Here is a 19,281-nt window from a genome sequence, read left to right on the forward strand (position 1 = left end):
CTCCGCTAAACACGGGAGCTGCGCGGCGGACACGCCGACGTCACCGCAATGCCACGCCATTTTGCAGAACTTGACGCACACAACTAAATTTTGCATCGACGGCATCAATTGGCTTAGCGCCTGCTGGGAGGCCAAACGGGCCCCCTTTGATAAAGGCTTGAGGCGAAAAAGCCCTTAGCGGTGCGTTATGGGTTTTGCAGGATTGAGAGAGTATACCGAGAGGTAGAATCTGATATCTTGAGGAATTTCTGCTGTTACTTTCCCATATCTCGATTGAAGAAACCAAGTCTGGCTTGTTGGCTCTTAAAATTTCTATAAAGTCCAATCTCCATCGTTCGACCAGATCGACCAGGCCGAGTTCTGGATCATATTTTACTGATCCGTGCGCCAAGTATGTCAAATTTGGCTTATCTTGCGAGAGGGTAGAATATCTTATTCTACCCTTTTGATAGCTGAAACCCATTATCTTGACAGATGTCACTTCGGAGCCCCCTCCCATAATATTTCGACATCTCTACACACTCTATCCTTTTTTAATAGCCCAGGAAGCAAAAGAGGCGGCATTGGACGTGCCGCGTCTTTCGTCAAAGATTAGAAAAGACGCCCAATTCTCAGCTACACCCGCTCGTGGCCCCGCACGTATCGCACTTCTCGCAAGTGCCGTTCCGCACCATCGTGAAGTTATGGCATTCCGAGCATTCGTTGCCGGTGTAGCCCTGCATCAGTGATTGCTGGCGCCGGTTGGCGGCGAGCGCTTTGGCTTCGGCTGCTTCTTTCGCGGCCTCGTCGGTGAACAGCTCCGTCGGGTCGGAGGCTTCCGCGTAGACGATGTCCTCGACCAGTTCCCTGGCGCGCTCCTCGTAGTCGCGCTTGTAGGCGATGGCTTCGTCGCTGGCGGGCTTCAGCGTCAGCACGTTGGAGCCGGAGAAGGCGGTCGGAGCGGTACGGACTGGAGTTCCGGAACCCGAACCCGCAAAGCCCTTGGGCTCGGCACTCATGCCCGACACCAGCTTGACCGGCGAGGCACCGCGGGTGAGACCCTTGGAGAAGGGCGTCGCCTTGCCCTCGTTGATGCCGCGACCGAGTGCCGTCTTGTCGAAATCCGACTGGTCGACATGGGCGAGGTCGTGGCGGCCGAGATAGGAGACGGCCAGTTCGCGGAAGACATAGTCGAGGATCGACGTGGCGTTCTTGATGGCGTCATTGCCTTGCACCATGCCAGCCGGCTCGAATTTGGTGAAGGTGAAGGCCTCGACATATTCGTCGAGCGGCACGCCATATTGCAGGCCGAGCGAGATGGCGATGGCGAAGTTGTTCATCATCGCCCGGAAGGCGGCACCTTCCTTGTGCATGTCGATGAAGATCTCGCCGAGGCGACCGTCATCGAATTCGCCGGTCCTGAGATAGACCTTGTGGCCGCCGACGACCGCCTTCTGGGTATAGCCCTTGCGGCGGTTCGGCAGTTTCTCGCGGTCGCGGTAGAGACGCTCGACGACGCGCTCGACGATCTTCTCGGTCACCTGCACCGCGCGCTGCGCGGCCGGTGCCGCGATCAGCTGCTCGATGGCTTCGTCCTCGTCGTCTTCGACGTCGGCAAGCAACGAGGCGTTGAGCGGCTGCGACAGCTTCGAGCCGTCGCGATAGAGCGCGTTGGCCTTCAGCGCCAGCTTCCACGACAGCATGTAGGCGCCTTTGGCGTCTTCCACCGTCGCGTCGTTCGGCATGTTGATGGTCTTGGAAATGGCGCCGGAGATGAAGGGCTGCGCCGCCGCCATCATCATGATGTGGCTGTTGATCGACAGCGAACGCTTGCCGATCTTGCCGCACGGGCTGGCGCAGTCGAACACCGGCAGGTGTTCGGCCTTCAGGAACGGCGCGCCTTCCAGCGTCATCGCCCCGCAGACATGGATGTTGGCGGCCTCGATGTCCTTCTTCGAGAAGCCCAGCGCCGGCAGCATCTCGAACGAGAAATCGTTGAGCTGCTCATCGGTGAAGCCGAACGTCTCCTTCACCCAGTCGGCGCCCAGCGTCCACTGGTTGAAGACGAACTTGATATCGAAGGCCGACTTCAATGCCGCATTGAGCGCGGCGATCTTGTCGTCGGTAAAGCCTTTTGCCTTGAGCGAGCCGGGGTTGATGCCCGGCGCCTGGTTGAGATTGCCGTGGCCGACGGCATAGGCCTCGATCTCGGCGATCTGGGCCTCGGAATAGCCGAGCGTGCGCAGCGCTTCGGGCACCGCGCGGTTGATGATCTTGAAATAACCGCCGCCGGCGAGCTTCTTGAATTTCACCAGCGCGAAGTCGGGCTCGATGCCGGTGGTGTCGCAATCCATCACCAGGCCGATCGTGCCGGTCGGCGCGATCACGGTTGCCTGTGCGTTGCGGTAGCCATGCTCCTCGCCAAGCTCGATGGCGCGGTCCCAGGCGGCCTTGGCATGGTCGGCAAGCTCCTGCTGCTTGAGATCCGAGGCGACCAGCGGCACCGGGTTGACGGCTAGCCTCTCGTAGCCGTCCCTTTCGCCATAGGCCGCGCGGCGGTGGTTGCGCATGACGCGCAGCATGTTCTGCGCGTTGCGGTCGTAGTCGGGGAAGGCGCCGAGCTCGGCGGCCATTTCGGCCGAAGTGGCATAGGCGGTGCCGGTCATGATCGCGGTGAGGGCGGCACAGATGGCGCGGCCCTCGTCGGAATCATAGGGAATGCCCGAGGTCATCAGCAGGCCGCCGATATTGGCGTAGCCGAGGCCGAGCGTGCGGTACTCGTAGGAAAGCTTGGCGATCTCCTTCGACGGGAACTGCGCCATCATGACGGAGATTTCCAGCACCATGGTCCACAGCCGCACCGTGTGCTCGTAGGCAGCGATGTCGATGGTGCCGTCGGCATTGCGGTAGGGCAGAAGGTTGATCGAGGCCAGGTTGCAGGCGGTGTCGTCGAGGAACATGTATTCCGAGCACGGGTTGGACGCCCGGATCGCACCGGCCGAGGCGCAGGTGTGCCAGTCGTTCATCGTCGTGTTGAAATGCAGGCCCGGATCGGCCGATGCCCAGGCGGCATAGCCGATCTTTTCCCAGAGATCGCGCGCCTTCAGCGTCTTCAGCACCTTGCCGTCCTTGCGGGCGGTAAGATGCCAGTCGCCGTCCTGCTCGACGGCGCGCAGGAAATCGTCCTTCAGCGACACCGAATTGTTGGAATTCTGGCCGGAAACCGTGAGATAGGCGTCCGAATCCCAGTCGGTGTCGTAGGTCTTGAACGACATCGAGGTGTAGCCCTGCTTTGCAAACTGGATGACGCGGTAGATGTAGTTCTCCGGCACCGCGTCCTTCTTGGCCGCCTTGATCTCGCGCTTCAGCGCGGTGTTGACCGCCGGATCGAAGCAATCGTCGCCATTGCCTTCGCAGTTGATGCAGGCCTTCATGATCGCTTCGAGATGCTTCTTGACGATCTTCGAGCCGGTAACCAACGAGGCGACCTTCTGCTCCTCATTGACCTTCCAGTCGATGAATTCCTCGATATCGGGATGATCGGCGTCGACGATGACCATTTTCGCGGCGCGACGCGTCGTGCCGCCCGACTTGATGGCGCCCGCCGCGCGGTCTCCGATCTTGAGGAAGCTCATCAGCCCCGACGAGCGGCCGCCGCCCGACAGCTTTTCGCCTTCGCCGCGCAGGAACGAGAAGTTGGAGCCGGTGCCGGAGCCATATTTGAACAGGCGCGCCTCACGCACCCACAGGTCCATGATGCCGCCTTCATTAACGAGGTCGTCCTGCACGCCCTGGATGAAGCAGGCATGCGGCTGCGGATGCTCGTAGGAAGACTTCGACTTGGTCAGCTTGCCGGTGAACGGGTCGACATAGAAGTGGCCCTGGCTCGGACCGTCGATGCCATAGGCCCAGTGCAGGCCGGTGTTGAACCATTGTGGCGAGTTCGGCGCGACGCGCTGGGTGGCCAGCATATAGGCGAGCTCGTCGCGGAAGGCGCGCGCGTCTTCCTCCGACTTGAAGTAGCCGCCCTTCCAGCCCCAATAGGTCCAGGTGCCGGCAAGCCGGTCGAAGACCTGGCGGGCGTCGGTCTCGGAACCGTAGCGCTCGGCTTCCGGCAGCTTGGCCAGTTCAGCCTCGTCGGCGACCGAGCGCCACAGGAAGGAGGGGACTTGCGTCTCTTCGACCTTCTTCAGCCGTGCCGGGACGCCCGCCTTGCGGAAATATTTCTGCGCCAGGATATCGGCGGCAACCTGGGAGAACTGCGCCGGCACGTCGATGTTGTCCAAGCGGAACACCACCGACCCATCCGGATTCTTGATCTCGGAAAGCGCCTTGCGGAATTCGATCTCCGCATAGGCAGATTGTCCTGGCTTGGTGAAACGACGCTCGATGCGCATTGGTCCGGTCCCTTTTGTCTACATATAGCGCTTTTCCCAGAGGATTTCTGCCCTCTTGACGAAACGCGCATGCCCGCCGTCTGCCGGCGTTCGAACCCGCCGGCCCTCATCTTCACAGTCTCCGCCGCCCTGCCGGTCGAACCTCTTGCGAGGCCGCTGTCCGACGCGCTCACAGACCCTGTGGGTCCCTCAAAACTGAAAACTTTTTGTAACGCCCTCGGTCGAGGGAACTTCACATTATCTAGCGTCGAACCTACCTGCAAACACTAAATATAGTATTAACAGACAATTTATTCAAGTCCGACAATCCTCCCCTTTCGCCCCCCAAGGCTTCAAAATCCCACGCATTCGCCGGCCTCGTAAACAGGCGGGAATGCGGATCAAAACGCACATATTCCGGGAAAAAGACCGGCCTCGAAACTTTTCCGGTCGCACTCTCAACAAGAGCGCATGGCCTATAAAAGGCGACTCGTTTTGCGCCGTCAAGGATTCGTTTGCGTAGCTTTTATGACCCCAACATCTTGTGTGTCACATATGTGGATAACGGGGATAGAAGCGGAGCGCGGCGAGGAAGGTTCGGCGCCGCGCGGAGGTGCTTCGGCGATGGCGTTCGCCGGACCTGACCGCGGCTATGCGCCGCTCGGGCTCAGGAGAACCGGCGTGGATCCGCGCAGAAATGGGCGATGATCTGGCTGAGGTCGGGTTCGTTGACCATGCGCACAGCCTCGGCGGCGCTGACCCATTTGCGGGTGCGTGCCCGCTTTTCCTTCCATCGGTCGGCGACCTTGTCGACCTGCAGCGGGAAGACCAGCACCTCGCACGGCACTTCCTCGCCGGAATCCAGCACCTTGGCGTAGAAATAACGGCCGGCCTCGTGATGCGAGATCGTGCCGCGCAGCCCGGCCTCCTCGCCCGCTTCGCGTGCCGCCGCTTCACAAAGCGGCTCCTTTGCTTCCGGCCAGCCCTTGGGAAGCACCCAGCGGCCGGTATCGCGGCTGGTGATCAGCATGATTTCGACGCCGTCCCCGCTATCGCGCCAAGGCAGGGCTGCAACCTGCAGGCGGTACGGCACCGCGCCTAAGAGTCGCCGGACCCTTTCGGCCTTATGGTTGTGCGTCGTTGGCCTCGTCAACATCGGAGAAGCTTGCCCCAGCTTCCAGAATCATTTGCCGTCTCACGAATCTTACGGCTAATTATAAGCAATGAAAGTAAAAAATGTTTCACGGATCGGCCAAATTCCGTCAATCTGCGCCGATCTCAGCCTAATGGCGCGACTGCAGCAGCGTCGCGCCACGCCTTTATCGGTGTGCGGAGGTCCTCTGGGCGGACTCGGTGCATCAAGCGGCGTTGCCGCGAATCAGCCGGCGTGGTCGTCGGCGATCGGCTTCTGGTAGGTGAAGCCCATGTCCCAGGGGAAATAGATCCAGGTGTCCTGGCTGACCTCGGTAACGAAAGTGTCGACCATCGGCCTGCCTTTCGGCTTGGCATAGACGGTGGCGAAATGCGCCTTGGGCATCATCGCGCGCACGATGCCCGCCGTCTTGCCGGTGTCGGTGAGGTCGTCGATGATCAGCACGCCGGCCCCGTCATCGACGAGCAGCGCCGGCGTGACCTCCTTCAGCACCTGCAATTGCCCCTGGCTGGTATAATCGTGGTAGGAGGCGACGCAGACCGTCTCGATGATGCGGATGCCAAGCTCGCGCGAAATGATAGCCGCCGGAACCAGGCCGCCGCGCGTGATGCAGACGATCGCCTTCCATTGCCCCTTGTTGGCGCCGGCAAGCCGCCAGGCGAGCGCGCGCGCATCGCGGTGGAACTGGTCCCAGGAGACCGGGAAGGCTTTTTCGGGCAGGGACATCTTTCGCGCACTCCGCAAAGCGCGCATCGCGCGCAGACACCATGAAATGCGCGCGGAATTAACTGGAAAGGCTTGGCCTTGGCAAGGGGCGTGGAAAGCTATCCCTGTGAACCTACCGCGACAGAAAGGCCGCCACGGGTGCGGTGCGCAGCACCGTTCGCGTCACGCCGCCGAACAGCAGCTGGCGCAGCCAGGAATGGCTGTAGGCGCCGAGCACGAGCAGGTCCGCACCCGACTCGGCGACCCTGGTCTGGATGATGTCGTCGACCGAGGCGCCGCCGGACCTCAGCACCGAGACACTGACGGTCGCGCCATGCCTGGACAGCGAGGCGGCGATCTCGGCGCCGGCTGTTTCCGGCGCCTCGTCGAGCGTATCGGGCGGGTCGATGACGACGATGTCCGTCTTTTCGGCCTCGATAATGAAGGGCAGGGCATCGAAGGCGGCGCGCGCGGCTTCCTTGCTGCCGTTCCAGGCGAGCAGCACATGCTTGAAGCTGGTCACCAGCGAACCCGAATGCGGTACCACCAGCACCGGCCGGCCGGCATCGTAGACCAGGGTGTCGACGTCGGCGCTCGGGTCGCTGCCCGATTCGCGCTGCGCGGCGATGATCAGGTCCGCGGTGCGAACGGTCGAGATGCCGGTCAGCGCACTGTCGCCGGAAAAACTCTCGAGGCTGCGCCACTCGAACGACAGGCCGGAATTCTCGATGCGCTTGTGAAAGGCGGCCTGCAACTTCTCGGCGCGCTCCCGGTTCATATCGGCGGAAACCTGCAGGAACTCGGTGTCCGGAAAGCCGGTGGCAGAGGTGTAGGGCACGGGCAGCGCCTCGGCATGGATGCCGATCAGATGGCTCTGGAATCGGCTGGCCAGCGGGATCGCGCAGTCGAGGACGCGCTCGGCATCCGGTTCATTCTGCAATATGGCGACGATGGTCTTGAAGCGCATGGCAGTCCCTCACTTCATACGGCGATCCCACTCGTGACAAACGTCACTGCGCGATGCTGGTTCCGTCAGGCCGGCCATCAGCCCACTCGGCTTTCCTTGATCAAGCCCGCCACCATAGCCTCTACGTCGGCGCGTGCGGAGTCCAGCGCCTGCTGGCTGCGGGCGCGCACCACCAGTTCCGTCCAGAACTTGCCGTCGCCATATTTCGGGTAGGAGCCGATGATCGTGTCCGGGTGCGCCTTCTGGATGTCGCCCAGCGGCCCGCCGATCAGGCCTTCGCCGAACGGGCATTCCACGGTTGCCGACAGCATTTTGGTGCCGGCCCGCAATGTCGGCACGACATTGTCGAGCATCGCCTGGAAAATCGCCGGCACGCCGGCCATGACATGGACGTTGCCAATGCGAAAGCCCGGCGCAACCGACACTGGATTATCGATGTGGTCTGCCCCGCGCGGCATCCGCGCCATGCGCTTGCGCGCTTCGGTGTATTCGATGCCGCGGGCGGCGTAGCTTGCCTCCAGCAGGGCGTAGGCCTTGGCGTCGTATCCGCATGGCACGCCAAAGGCCTTGGCAACCGAATCGGCGGTGATGTCGTCATGCGTCGGGCCGATGCCGCCGGTGGTGAAGACATAAGTATAGCGGGTGCGCAGCGCATTCACCGCAGCGACGATCTCGTCTTCCTCGTCCGCAACGATGCGCACTTCCTTCAGGTCGATGCCGATCGCCGTCATGATCTCGGCGAGGTGGCCGATGTTCTTGTCCTTGGTGCGGCCGGACAGAATCTCGTCGCCGATGACGAGCATGGCGGCGGTGACGATTTCGGTCATGGCAGGCTCCGGAAAACGGGTCGCCTGAGATAGCGCGGCAAACGGCCGGCGGCAATGCCGCCAAACGACGGATCCACCTGTGCCACCTCCCTTGCAGTGGAGCCGTCGGCGGGTGATGCTGCGCCGGTTTGGGCGCTGAGGGAAAGATGCCGGTATCAATTCTGCTATGGCTACCCGGCGCGCTGTTTCTGCTGGCGCTCGTCGTGGCAGCCTATCCGCTGCTGGCGACGCTGCGGATCGCGGCGAAGGCCGAAAGGCTGGTGCCGGCCAGTGGCAGATTCATCGAGATCGACGGCAACCGCATCCATTATGTCGAGACGGGCGAGGGGCGGCCGATCGTCTTCCTGCACGGCCTCGGCGCGCAGCTTCATCAATTCGGCCACACGCTGTTCGGACGGTTCGGCCCGGACTATCGGCTGATCGCGCTCGACCGCCCGGGCTCCGGCTATTCGGTGCGGGCCAGGGCCGCCAGCGGACGGCTGTCCGAGCAGGCCGAGGTCGTGCGGCATTTTATCGACGCGCTTGGGCTGGAAAAGCCGCTGGTCGTCGGTCATTCGCTGGGTGGCGCCATCGCGCTGACGCTGGCTGTCGAGCATCCAGAGGCGATTTCCGGCATCGCCTTGCTGGCGCCGCTGACCCATCTGGAGCCGGACGCGCGCGAGAAGTTCGGCCCGCTATATGTCAAGTCGCCGCTGCGGCGCCGGATCATGGCTTATACGGTGGCGATCCCGGCGGCTCTCAAATATGCCGAAGCGACGCTTGCCTTCATTTTCGCGCCGCAGACGGCGCCGGCCGACTATATGGTCGAGGGCGGCGGCTGGTGCGGGCTGAGGCCAAGCCATTTCTATGCAACGTCGACCGATGTCGTGGCCATCGAGCATGACCTTGGCCGCATCGAGCAACGCTATCGCGAGATCACCATGCCGGCCGGCATTCTGTTTGGTGCTTCCGACCGCGTGCTGGGCATCGATATCCACGGCTGGCCGGTGATGGAAAAGATCAGCGGGCTGCATTTCGAGCCTGTCGAGGGGCTTGGCCACATGCCGCAATTCGTCGAGCCGGAACGGGTCGTCGCTTTCATAGAACGCATTGCCGACCGCGCATTTGCGCCGAAGTCCGACACCGGCAGCTGACACCCTTCCGGAACGCGGTCTCGGCCGGCAGGGTGCCTACCCCAGGCATTCCCGGCCGCCGGGAATACCTCCGAACCCAATCACGATGCTGGCTATTCCTTCACGGCTCCGGTCATCGAGGAAACATAGTGCTCGACAAAGAACGAATAGAGCACCACGACCGGCAGCGAGCCGATCAGCGCTCCCGCCATCAGCGCCCCCCATTCATAGACGTCCGAGCGCACCAGCTCGGTGAGCACGCCGACCGGCACAGTCTTGTTTTCGGACGACTGGATGAAGGTCAAGGCGTAGATGAACTCGTTCCATGACAGCGTGAATGCGAAGATGCCGGCGGAAATCAGGCCCGGCACCGACAGCGGCAGCACGATCTTGGTGAGGATCTGCCAACGGCTCGCCCCGTCGATCAGCGCGCATTCTTCCAGCTCGAACGGGATCGAGCGGAAATAACCCATCAGCAGCCATGTGCAGAACGGGATCAGGAAGGTCGGATAGGTGAGGATGAGCGCGAACGGCGTGTCGTAAAGTCCAAGGTTGAACACCATCACCGACAGCGGAATGAACAGGATCGAGGGCGGTACGAGATAGGCGAGGAACACCGCGAGGCCGACCTGCCGCGCCCCGGAGAACCTCAAGCGTTCGATCGCATAGGCAGCGAACACCGCAGCCAGCAGCGACAGGAACGTGGCGGCGGTCGAGATGATGATCGTGTTGAGCAGCCAGCCCGGATAAGACGTCTCGAAGAGCAGGTAGCGGATATGCTCGAGCGTCGGATGCACCACCCAGAACGGATTGAAATTGGCGTAGTCGGTCATCTCGAGGTTGGGCTTAACCGCCGTGATCGTCATCCAGTAGAACGGAAACAACAGCACGATGACGAAGATCAGCAACGGCAGGTAGACCGTCACCACGCGGCGCGGCAAACTCTGCAGGTAGCCCATGCCGCCTTCGTCGAGTTCCGGGCGTTTGCTCGTTTCGATCGCGGTCATGTCAATCTCCGCCGCCCTGCTGCCATTTGCGGCGCTGCAGGCCAAAATAGCTGAACAGGATCGCCGCCAGCAGGAACGGGATCATGGCGACTGCGATCGCGGCGCCTTCGCCAAGCTGGCCTCCGGAAATGCCGCGCTGGAACGACAGCGTCGCCATCAGATGCGTGGCGTTCACCGGCCCGCCGCGCGTCAGCACATAGATCAGCTGGAAATCGGTGAAGGTGAACAGCACCGAAAAAGTCATGGTGATGGCGATGATCGGCGTCAGCAGCGGCAGCGTCACATAGCGGAACAATTGCCAGCGGCTGGCGCCGTCGAGCGTGGCGGCCTCGTAGAGCGACTGCGGAATCGTCTGCAGGCCGGCAAGCAGCGTGATCGCCACGAAAGGAATGCCGCGCCAGACATTGGCGGCGATGACCGAAGCCCGCGCATTCTCGGGATCGCCGAGGAAGTTGATGCGATGGTCGATCAGGCCCATTTCCATAAGCGCCCAGGACAGGATCGAGAATTGCGAATCGTAGATCCACCAGAAGGCGATCGCCGACAGCACCGTCGGCACCACCCAGGGCAGCAGGACGATCGCGCGGAAGAACGACTTGAACGGCAGGTTCTGGTTGAGGATAAGCGCCAGCCACAGGCCGAGCACAAACTTCAGGACCGAGGCGCTGATCGTGTAGAGCAAAGTGTTAAAGACGGAGAGCCAGAAGACGGCGTCATCCCACAGATATTCGTAGTTCTCGATACCGATGAAGATGCCGGGGCGGCCGATGCGGGCATCGGTGAAGCCGAGCCAGACGCCGAGTCCGAGCGGATAGGTCAGGAAGACCAGCAGCAGCGCCGCCGCCGGCAGCATGAAGCCGAAGCCAAGCGCGTTATGACTTTCGGACACGAACGTCAGAATGCGCGACAGCGCCGACCGGCGTGGCTGAGCGGCAGCGGAGGTCACGGCCATGGGTCGGCTCCTCTAAGGTCTCATTGATCGGCGGGCGGCCGCGACGCAGTCCAAAGCCAGCCGGGCAGCATGGCTGCCCGGCTGAATCCGGCTCAAACGCGATAGTAGCGGTTTGCGCGCTTTTCGGCTTCTTCCATCGCTTCTTGCGGCGTCGCCTGGCCGGTCACCGCCTTGGCGAACATGTCGACCAGCACATAGTCGGCCATGGTCGCCGCCGAGGCATAGCCAAGCGGGCCGGCATAGCCGTTGGGCCGCAGCGTCGCCGAGGCCTTGGCGTAGGCGGCATTGTTCGGATCGGCCGTCCACACCGGGTTGTTGTCGAAGGCTTTGAGCGTCTGGCAGCAATAGCCTGCCGACGACGTGATCCACTGCGACATTTGCGGATCCTCGAACATGAACTGCAGGTAGGCCTTGGCGGCGTTGGGGTAGGGCGTGTAGTCGAAGATCACGGCCGTGGTCACCTGGAACAGCTCGACGGATTTTCCGACCGGGCCGATCGGCAGGTTGGTGGTGCGGATGTCCTTGGCTATCTCGGCCAGTTTCGGATCCTTGTCCTTGTTGATCTTGGCGGTGTTGTAGGCCGAAATGCCGTTGGCGATGACGCTCAATTGCCCGGCCAGGAAGGCGCGGTTGTTGTTGACGTCGAGCCAGCTTTCGGTACCGGGAATGAAGGTCTTGTAGAGCTCCTGCGCGTATTCGATCGCCTTCAGCGTCTCGGGGCTGTTGATCGTCACCTTGCTGCTCTCGTCGACCATCTGGCCGCCATGGCTCCACAGCAGCCAGTGGGCGTAGTTGTTGCCGTCGCCGACGCCGTGGCCATGCGTGAAGCCGGCCGGGTGCCCCTTCGCCTGCAATGCCTTGCAAAGCTCGAGCAGGCCTGCCGTGTCCTTCGGAAATTCGGAGAAGCCGGCCTCCTTCACCCAGCTTTCGCGATAGACGATGGCATTGCCGATGGTCGCCAGAGGCAGGCCGAGGAACTTCCCTTGCCGTGTCGCATATTGGTGCGGTCCATCGTGCCAGCCGCCATATTTCGAGCCGAGATATTCCCCCAGCTCCGTCACGTCGTGCAGCTTGTCGGGATATTGGTGCGGGTCGTCGAACCAGACGAACATCAGGTCCGGGCCGGAGCCGACATTGGCGGCGACCGCCGCCTTGGGGCGGATGTCCTCCCAGCTTTCCTTGTCGACGCGGACCTCGACGCCGGTCGCTTCGGTGAAGCGTTTGGTGTTGGCCAGCCATTGATCCTCGTCGCCCTGCACGAAAGGCGACCAGCGCAGCAGCCTGAGCTTGGCGCCGTCCTCGGGCTTGTATTTCAACCCCTCCTGGGCAAAGGCGGGAGAGCCGATGAGCCGGCTTCCCAAGGCTCCCGCCGCAACGCCGGCGGTGGTGCGGATCACGTCACGTCTGGTGAATTTCATGCTCGCTTCCTCCTGCTTATTGTCCTTGCCGTCCTACTGCCCGATGGGCGTTTCGAACCGCTGTCCGGTTTCGCCGTGAAAGAGGTGAATGAGGCCAGGCTCGGCCGTAAGCCGGATGGTTTCGCCCGGCGTGAAGGAATGGCGTTCGCGGAAATTTGCGACGATCTCATCGCCGCCGGCGGTGCGGCTGATGAGCTGCACTTCGGACCCTGTCGGCTCGACCACCACGACGGTGACCGGAATGCCCTGATTGTCGGACAGCCGTAAATGCTCGGGCCGTATCCCCAGCACGACCGGCTCACCATTGCCGATGGAAAGTGCCGAGGCCAACGGGACCGAAATCCCGCCGGCGCCGCGAAATGACGGCGAGCCGTCGCTTACGATCTCGCCTCTGAGCATGTTCATGGCGGGCGAGCCGATGAAACTGGCGACAAACAGATTGTTCGGCCGGTCGTACAACTCGAGCGGCGGCCCGATCTGCTCGACGATGCCGTCATGCATGACGACGATCTTGTCGGCCATGGTCATCGCCTCGATCTGGTCGTGGGTGACGTAGACCGTCGTCGTCTTCAGGCGCTGGTGCAGTTCCTTGATCTCGGCGCGCATCTGCACCCGGAGCTTGGCATCGAGATTCGACAGCGGCTCGTCGAACAGGAAAACCTGCGGATCGCGCACGATCGCCCGGCCCATGGCAACGCGCTGGCGCTGGCCGCCGGAAAGCTGGCGCGGATAACGGTCGAGCAGCGGCACCAGTCCCAGGATTTCGGCCGCGCGCCGCACGCCGGCATCGCTCTCCGTCTTGGGAACGCCCTTGAGCATCAGCGAGAACGCCATGTTCTCGGCGACCGTCATATGCGGATAGAGCGCATAGTTCTGGAAGACCATGGCGACGTCGCGCTCCTTTGGCGCAACGTTGTTGACGACACGTTTGCCGATCGCGATCTGGCCGCGCGAGATCTTTTCCAGGCCGGCGATCATCCTGAGAAGGGTCGACTTTCCGCAACCCGAAGGACCGACCAGCGTGACGAACTCGCCGTCGTTTATATCGACGCTGACCCCGTGCAGGACCTCGACGGTCCCAAATGATTTGTAGACATCGCCGATTGCGACAGACGCCATCGATCTCCTCCCGATTGATTCCTGCAACGACTTCGAAGGAAACCGCTTTCCTGCCTGGCCCGCGACAGCGCCCAGGCTCCTCCCCGGTCACGCGCGATGTGAGACGGTAGCGCTACCAAACCGACCTGTAAAGCACGCCGGCATCACTGGGATATCGGCACACCCTAATCCGAAACCTCGGTCTGCGGCCGGTCGCGGCCGTCCGCGAGCTCGTCGTGCCATTTGCCGTCGGCGTCCTCGTACTGGATGCCATCGGTGTTGCCGGCGACCTGCTGTTCGGCGGAAGCGATCTCGGCGGCGCGCAAGGCGTCCTGATGGGTGGGGAACGTTTCGGAGAATGTCGAGCCGACCTTGTAGGCCCAGCCTCCGTCATGCTCGACGATCTTGTAGGTCAGTTTCGCCATGAAACCCTCCGGTTGAAAGCCCGTTGCCTCAATGCAGCCTGTCGTCGGCCAGTCTGTCGTCTGGCAGCCTGTCGTCTGCGACCAGCACGTCCGATTCCCTGGCGGCTTCGATCAGTGCCCGGCGCGCATCCGCCGTCGAACGATAACCTTCCAGCACTTTTAGGCAAGTGTCGAGGGCATCACGATGACGCGGCCCGCGGTTGAGTGGCCAGACCGTCATCAAGCACTCCGCCGCCTCCTGGGCGCTGCGGATCTGCCGATATTTGCCGACATGGCCGAGTTCGACCACGACCGGCTTTTCAAATGGCTTGCTGTCCATCATCGCCGCCAACGCGGAGCGGCCGATTTGGTTGCAACTGCTATTTTAGCTCAGGCGAAAATAGCTCAATAGCCGCAGTCGTTGCGCAGCCAGCGTGCATTCGCCCAGCCGGTGCGGCCGCCGAAATCGACCTTGTACCAGCTTCCGCGGCGGTCGAAGATCTCGGTTTGGTCGCCGTTGAATAATTGCCCGATCATGCGCGACGACGAGTTCGGTCGGGCTCGAACGGCGAGAAAGCCGCTTCCCGTCGCCAGATTGTAGTGCCTGGAAAGTCCGTGCACCGTGCCTTCGCAATATTGCGCCCCGGCCGGTGTCGATGAGGCGAACGACAGCCCGGCCGCAACCGCGACGGCAGCCGCAATGGAAATCCCCCTGAACGACATGTCACTGCTCCCCCCAACCCGCCGCGCCCAGCCGCGGCCCCGGCCACCCTACACCGGCAGAGGATCAAAGCGAAGCTGTAATGCCCCGCCCAGCGAGGTGAGAACCCGCCGTCAGGTCGCCGCCTTCATCCAATGCTGCATCGTTGTCACCGAGCGGGCAAGCTGCGGCGCCGGGTGGATTTCTTCGCCAAAGGTGGCCGCGGCGCGCCAGCCCCAGCGCGGATCGGCGAGGAAGGCGCGCGCCAGCGCCACCATGTCGGCGCGCCCGTCGGCGACGATCGCCTCGGCCTGTTTCGGATCGTCGATCAGGCCGACGGCCCGCGTCGGGATGCCGACGGCCTTGCGCACCGCTTCGGCCAGATGAACCTGGTAGCCGGGCCCGGAGGGCAGCTTCTGCAACGGTGAATTGCCGCCGCTCGAGCAGCAGAGATAGGCGACGCCGGCTTCCTTCAGCGCTTTTGCCACTTCGATCGCATCCTCGACCTCGAAGCCGCCGTCGACCCATTCCTTAATCGACAGGCGCGCGCCCAGCATCAGCCTGGGCACCGCCTTCTTCACCGCCTTGGCGATCTCGACGGCGAAACGCATGCGGTTTTCCAGCGAGCCGCCCCAGCGGTCGGTGCGCCGGTTGGAGAGCGGCGACAGGAACTGGAAGATCAGATAGCCATGCGCGGCATGCAGCTCGATGAAGTCGAAGCCGGCGCGCTCGGCCCGCCGTGCCGCTTCTGCGAAGCGTTCGATGATTTGCAGGATCTCGTCGTCCTCCAGCGCCCGCGGCACCTGCCAGCCGGTGTCGTAGGCGATGGCCGAGGCCGACACGATCGGCCACGGATCTTGATCGGCATGCAGCGGGCCGCCGCCCTCCCAGGGTTTGCGGTTCGAGGCCTTGCGGCCGGCATGGGCAAGCTGCGTGCCGAATTTCGTGCCCGGTGCGGCGACACGCTTGGCTGCATCCAGCGTGCGTCGCGCGGCCGCCTCGTTGTCCTCGGAATAGAGGCCGAGACAGCCATGCGAGATGCGGCCGCGCCGTTCGACATCGGTCATCTCGACGGTGACCATGCCGGCGCCCGACATCGCCAGGTTCATCCAGTGATAGAGGTGCCAATCGCTGGCCGAGCCGTCCTCGGCCGAATACTGGCACATCGGCGCGACCGCGATGCGGTTGGGGAAGGTCAGGCCGTCGAGGGTGATCGGCTGGAAAAGCGATGAGGTCATAAAAAACTCCGGAAAGGGTTGCCGCTATTTATGCAGCCGATTGTGCCAGCGCCAGACACGAGACGGTGAACCGGTGCTCTGGACCAATTGGTGGCCCGATTGCACGAACCGCCGTTCGCGGCTACGCCTTGCCGCGGCAGCAGGGAGTCCACCATGGAAGATCGCATTCGCATCCGCTCTGAGGAAGTCCTTTCCGACGAGTGGGCGGTTTTGAAAAAGACCGTCTTCGACTATCGCCGGCGCGACGGCAAATGGGAAACGCACACCCGCCAGACCTACGATCGCGGCGACGGCGCGGTGATCCTGCCTTTCGATCCGGAGCGTTCGACGGTGCTTCTGGTGCGGCAGTTCCGCTACCCGGCCTACGTCACCGGCCACAAGGAGCCGCTGATCGAGGCCTGCGCCGGCCTGCTCGACGAAGACGATCCCGAAACCTGCATCCGCAAGGAGGCCGAGGAGGAACTCGGCTACCGCTTGAAGGACGTGCAGCGGCTGTTTTCGCCCTATATGAGCCCCGGCAGCGTGACTGAGCGGCTCTGGTTCTTCGTCGCCCGCTACTCGCCCGCCGACCGCATTTCCGACGGCGGCGGCGCCCACGACGAAGGCGAGGACATCGAAGTTCTGGAAATGCCGCTCGACGAGGCGTTGGCCGGCATCCACGACGGTCGGATCATCGACGCCAAGACGATTATTTTGATCCAGCACCTGAAGCTGAACCCGATTGGAACTTGAACCCGTGCCGGAACTGGAAGTGGGTTGAGCGTGCCGGTCGTCAAAATACGAAAGATACGAACGAGAGCCAATCTGGTGCGGACGACGGGAATCGAACCCGTACGATCAGAGATCGAGGGATTTAAGTCATGTAAATGACTACCCGCCGACAGCGAAAGCCTTGCTGAGCAAGGCTCTCCGCTTTCTGCTCTGAACTTTTCCTGCCACAGTTGTGGGAATTCCCACGAATTTTCTCTCGCGCTGGCTTGGGTAGATGAGCCGCATTGCGGTTTGCAAAGTCCGAGTTCGTATTTTAGATGAGCCTGCTGCGGGCGTGGTGAAACTGGTATACACACCGGACTTAAAATCCGGAGGCCTTAGGCCGTGCGGGTTCAAGTCCCGCCGCCCGCACCATAGCTCACACCAATTTCAGGGTCGAGGAGCCAGAGAGTATTTTTTAGAAGCGGATGGGAACTCGAAGACCAACTTGAGCAGCATTTCGACGAAGGCGAGGAGGTCTGTAGCTTCTTCCTCTGACATCACTACGATTTCGTGGTTTGCCTCGTTGCCCTTGGTTCGGATGTGATCAACCCACGTTTTCGCGTCAGGCGGGACGTATCCCTTTGCAGAGATGAATTCCACATACTCCATGAAGTTCTTATTTTTGTCGGCTCCCTTTGAAACAGCGATATGCATGAGCAGCTTACGGCAGCACAAAACCGCCGCTGTAAACGCGTTCTTTGAAAAACAGTCGCGAGCCTCATCATACAACTGTTGAACAGTCGCTTCGTCTATACCTTTTACGTCTGCACCGAAGCGGATGCCGGGAACCTGTCCCTGCTGGCCAAAGTAACTTGGTGCGTAGCAGTGGTGACAGATGTACACGAAAGCGTCAGGCGACCCGCTACCATCTTGGTAGCTACCACGGACGTAGCCAACATTGGACGCAACGGGGTTGCCGCAATGGCCGCAGGTGTACGCCCTTGAGGTTAGTGTCAACGCGTTTATCCATCGCAGAATGGCTGCCATTGTATTGTTGTCCTGTGATTACAATTATCTAAGGATAGGGGCGTTAGCTGCCGATGCAACGCAACGGTAGCTTAACTCGTCTAAGCAAGATGTCTGTTTTTGCGCGACAATGGAATGTTCCCACAGAATTTTCTTACATCTTCCCTTGCGCGCTGCAAGAGTTGCTACGTGAAACTTTCCCGCTGGTGACTGTGAAAAGCCAGTAAGAACAACTTAACAGCGCGACTAAAGATAGATCAAATTTGCGATGCAACCTTGGCTCCGCTAAGCCGTTGATTTGCCATGGCTCCTCAGCCCTGCCTTTTTAAGTCCCTTGCGTCTACCAATTCCGCCACATCCGCAGGCCAGTCCTTTTCAGATGCCGGGCAGGGGCCGTCAAGCCGTCTTTTGCCGTAGAGAAATCTGGAAGCTAGCGAGGCCGATCACCTACAGTTATACAAACAAAATCGTTTCACCTGGAAATGTTTTTAGCGGCAGCTTCCGCGGCTACCGCGAATGCGCGTCCCCCGTTCGCAGGATGCGTTCGGGCGCTCTGCCCTGATAGACTCCAATTGGCAAGTGGATCGGCGCACCGATACTCGACGCCGTCCTCTACAGACACTGGGAGATTGTCATGCTCAAGCTTGCCTCTGCCCTGGCACTGCTGCTTGTTGGGACGGCGCCTCTGTTTGCCGATGAGATGCCGATGAACGCCAAAGACATCAAATGGGGTCCTGCTCCTGCTGTCATTCCCGCTGGCGCGGAAATGGCTGTTGTCGCTGGAGACCCCTCAAAGGACGGCGCCTTTGTGCTGCGGTTGAAGACACCCGCCGGCTACAAAATTGCCGCACATAATCATCCCACCACGGAATACGTAACGGTGCTTTCCGGCAACTTCCATATTGGAATGGGCGATAAGCTCGACGAGTCGAAAGGTGTCGAACTGACTGCTGGCGGCTTCGGCGTCGCGCCGGCCGGAATGAATCACTTCGCCTGGACGACAAGCGATACGATCATCCAGGTTCATGGCGAGGGGCCATTCAAGATCACCTACGTCAACCCGGCAGACGATCCGAGCAAGAAGTGACAGTTCGGGATCGAATTGAGTGAACCGGCCGAAGGCTCGGAACGAGTGCGTCGAACTCCGCCACCGTCGATTCAGAAGGATCCTCTAACGAGACGAAAGCTGATTGGCCGCAACGGAATCGCATTCCCGCTTGGGCCATTTTGCCGTGAATGGCGCCATAACAGAAAAACCCGCCTCGGGAGGCGGGTCGTTGGAGCCAATTGGCACCATAGCCAAATTAGTAGCATAGCTGCCGGCACAAAGCAAGAACAAAGTTGCTGCGGCCCGGCAAAAAAATGCCCTTGGCGATTGGCGAAGGCCATGGCGCATCGATCTCCCTCCTAGAGGGGGAGATGGCCGGCAGGCCAGAGGGGGTCGTCGCGCGTGGATAGGCGACCCCTCTGTCGCCTTCGGCGACATCTCCCCCCACAATGGACAGGGCTATTGCAGATGGAAAGCCGAGGCTTTCGCTCTACCACCCCTAACCCCTCCCCACAAGGGGGAGGGAGACTTCCGTTGGCGCTGACCTCGGCAAATTGCCTGCCTTTCGGCGCCAAAAG

At 61.6% G+C, this 19,281-nt stretch carries 18 protein-coding genes and 1 tRNA gene; 4 read left to right on the top strand and 15 right to left on the bottom strand.

All coding sequences use genetic code 11. The annotated features are described in order from the left end of the window. Positions 1-40 precede the first annotated feature (40 nt). The 6 genes from NKH60_RS32795 to NKH60_RS32820 all read right to left on the bottom strand — a co-directional run bounded on the left by NKH60_RS32795 (position 41) and on the right by NKH60_RS32820 (position 8,007). The gene (locus NKH60_RS32795; protein ID WP_352874793.1) at positions 41-481 is read right to left on the bottom strand and encodes a hypothetical protein; all 441 of its coding nucleotides are present in this window, start codon (positions 479-481) and stop codon (positions 41-43) included. 130 nt (positions 482-611) lie between these two features. After that, complete coding sequence (locus NKH60_RS32800; protein ID WP_352874795.1) at positions 612-4,376, bottom strand: vitamin B12-dependent ribonucleotide reductase; 3,765 nt, start codon at positions 4,374-4,376, stop codon at positions 612-614. A 646-nt stretch (positions 4,377-5,022) separates the two neighbouring features. Next, entirely contained in the window at positions 5,023-5,511 is a 489-nt protein-coding gene (locus NKH60_RS32805; RefSeq protein WP_352772702.1) for an NUDIX hydrolase, read from the bottom strand. A gap of 222 nt (positions 5,512-5,733) precedes the next feature. Continuing rightward, positions 5,734-6,234, bottom strand: a complete 501-nt coding sequence (gene gpt / locus NKH60_RS32810) for a xanthine phosphoribosyltransferase (RefSeq protein ID WP_352474044.1) — start codon at positions 6,232-6,234, stop codon at positions 5,734-5,736. A 112-nt stretch (positions 6,235-6,346) separates the two neighbouring features. Beyond that, positions 6,347-7,180, bottom strand: a complete 834-nt coding sequence (locus tag NKH60_RS32815; RefSeq protein ID WP_352474045.1) for a universal stress protein — start codon at positions 7,178-7,180, stop codon at positions 6,347-6,349. Between the two features lie 77 nt (positions 7,181-7,257). Then, the gene (locus NKH60_RS32820; protein ID WP_352772698.1) at positions 7,258-8,007 is read right to left on the bottom strand and encodes a competence/damage-inducible protein A; all 750 of its coding nucleotides are present in this window, start codon (positions 8,005-8,007) and stop codon (positions 7,258-7,260) included. A gap of 146 nt (positions 8,008-8,153) precedes the next feature. On the opposite strand from NKH60_RS32820, the gene NKH60_RS32825 reads away from it, so the two are divergent. Next, positions 8,154-9,140, top strand: coding sequence for an alpha/beta fold hydrolase (locus tag NKH60_RS32825; protein ID WP_352874798.1), 987 nt, complete (start codon positions 8,154-8,156; stop codon positions 9,138-9,140). 92 nt (positions 9,141-9,232) lie between these two features. Here NKH60_RS32825 and NKH60_RS32830 read toward each other — a convergent pair whose 3' ends face one another. From NKH60_RS32830 to NKH60_RS32865, 8 genes are all read right to left on the bottom strand, one after another. Then, positions 9,233-10,126, bottom strand: coding sequence for a carbohydrate ABC transporter permease (locus NKH60_RS32830; protein ID WP_023674766.1), 894 nt, complete (start codon positions 10,124-10,126; stop codon positions 9,233-9,235). A gap of 1 nt (position 10,127) precedes the next feature. After that, positions 10,128-10,979, bottom strand: coding sequence for a carbohydrate ABC transporter permease (locus NKH60_RS32835; protein WP_502893743.1), 852 nt, complete (start codon positions 10,977-10,979; stop codon positions 10,128-10,130). Positions 10,980-11,170: 191 nt separating this feature from the next. Further along, a complete protein-coding gene (locus NKH60_RS32840) occupies positions 11,171-12,496 on the bottom strand; it encodes an ABC transporter substrate-binding protein (RefSeq protein ID WP_352772691.1) in 1,326 nt (441 codons plus the stop codon). Positions 12,497-12,529: 33 nt separating this feature from the next. Next, on the bottom strand, positions 12,530-13,615 hold the full coding sequence (locus NKH60_RS32845) for an ABC transporter ATP-binding protein (RefSeq protein WP_352874800.1): 1,086 nt from the start codon (positions 13,613-13,615) through the stop codon (positions 12,530-12,532). A 164-nt stretch (positions 13,616-13,779) separates the two neighbouring features. Beyond that, positions 13,780-14,019: a DUF2188 domain-containing protein gene (locus NKH60_RS32850; protein WP_023674770.1), complete on the bottom strand. Its 240-nt coding sequence runs from the start codon at positions 14,017-14,019 to the stop codon at positions 13,780-13,782. Between the two features lie 28 nt (positions 14,020-14,047). After that, positions 14,048-14,341, bottom strand: a complete 294-nt coding sequence (locus NKH60_RS32855) for a DUF982 domain-containing protein (protein ID WP_352453484.1) — start codon at positions 14,339-14,341, stop codon at positions 14,048-14,050. 62 nt (positions 14,342-14,403) lie between these two features. Next, on the bottom strand, positions 14,404-14,721 hold the full coding sequence (locus NKH60_RS32860; RefSeq protein WP_352772685.1) for an SH3 domain-containing protein: 318 nt from the start codon (positions 14,719-14,721) through the stop codon (positions 14,404-14,406). Between the two features lie 111 nt (positions 14,722-14,832). Beyond that, positions 14,833-15,936, bottom strand: coding sequence for an NADH:flavin oxidoreductase/NADH oxidase (locus tag NKH60_RS32865; protein ID WP_352772683.1), 1,104 nt, complete (start codon positions 15,934-15,936; stop codon positions 14,833-14,835). A 153-nt stretch (positions 15,937-16,089) separates the two neighbouring features. Here NKH60_RS32865 and NKH60_RS32870 point away from each other — a divergent pair, with 153 nt between their 5' ends. Both NKH60_RS32870 and NKH60_RS32875 read left to right on the top strand, forming a co-directional pair. Continuing rightward, positions 16,090-16,668 carry an NUDIX domain-containing protein gene (locus tag NKH60_RS32870; RefSeq protein WP_352874803.1) on the top strand — a complete coding sequence of 193 codons (579 nt, stop codon included), beginning with the start codon at positions 16,090-16,092 and terminating at the stop codon, positions 16,666-16,668. Positions 16,669-16,975: 307 nt separating this feature from the next. Further along, positions 16,976-17,061, top strand: a tRNA-Leu gene (locus tag NKH60_RS32875). A 15-nt stretch (positions 17,062-17,076) separates the two neighbouring features. Here NKH60_RS32875 and NKH60_RS32880 read toward each other — a convergent pair. Continuing rightward, on the bottom strand, positions 17,077-17,676 hold the full coding sequence (locus tag NKH60_RS32880; RefSeq protein ID WP_352874804.1) for a DUF4145 domain-containing protein: 600 nt from the start codon (positions 17,674-17,676) through the stop codon (positions 17,077-17,079). A gap of 613 nt (positions 17,677-18,289) precedes the next feature. Here NKH60_RS32880 and NKH60_RS32885 point away from each other — a divergent pair. Beyond that, on the top strand, positions 18,290-18,742 hold the full coding sequence (locus tag NKH60_RS32885) for a cupin domain-containing protein (protein ID WP_352619135.1): 453 nt from the start codon (positions 18,290-18,292) through the stop codon (positions 18,740-18,742). Positions 18,743-19,281: the final 539 nt, after the last annotated feature.

Origin of the sequence: Mesorhizobium sp. M1006, from assembly GCF_040318825.1 — a bacterium.
GTDB lineage: Bacteria > Pseudomonadota > Alphaproteobacteria > Rhizobiales > Rhizobiaceae > Mesorhizobium.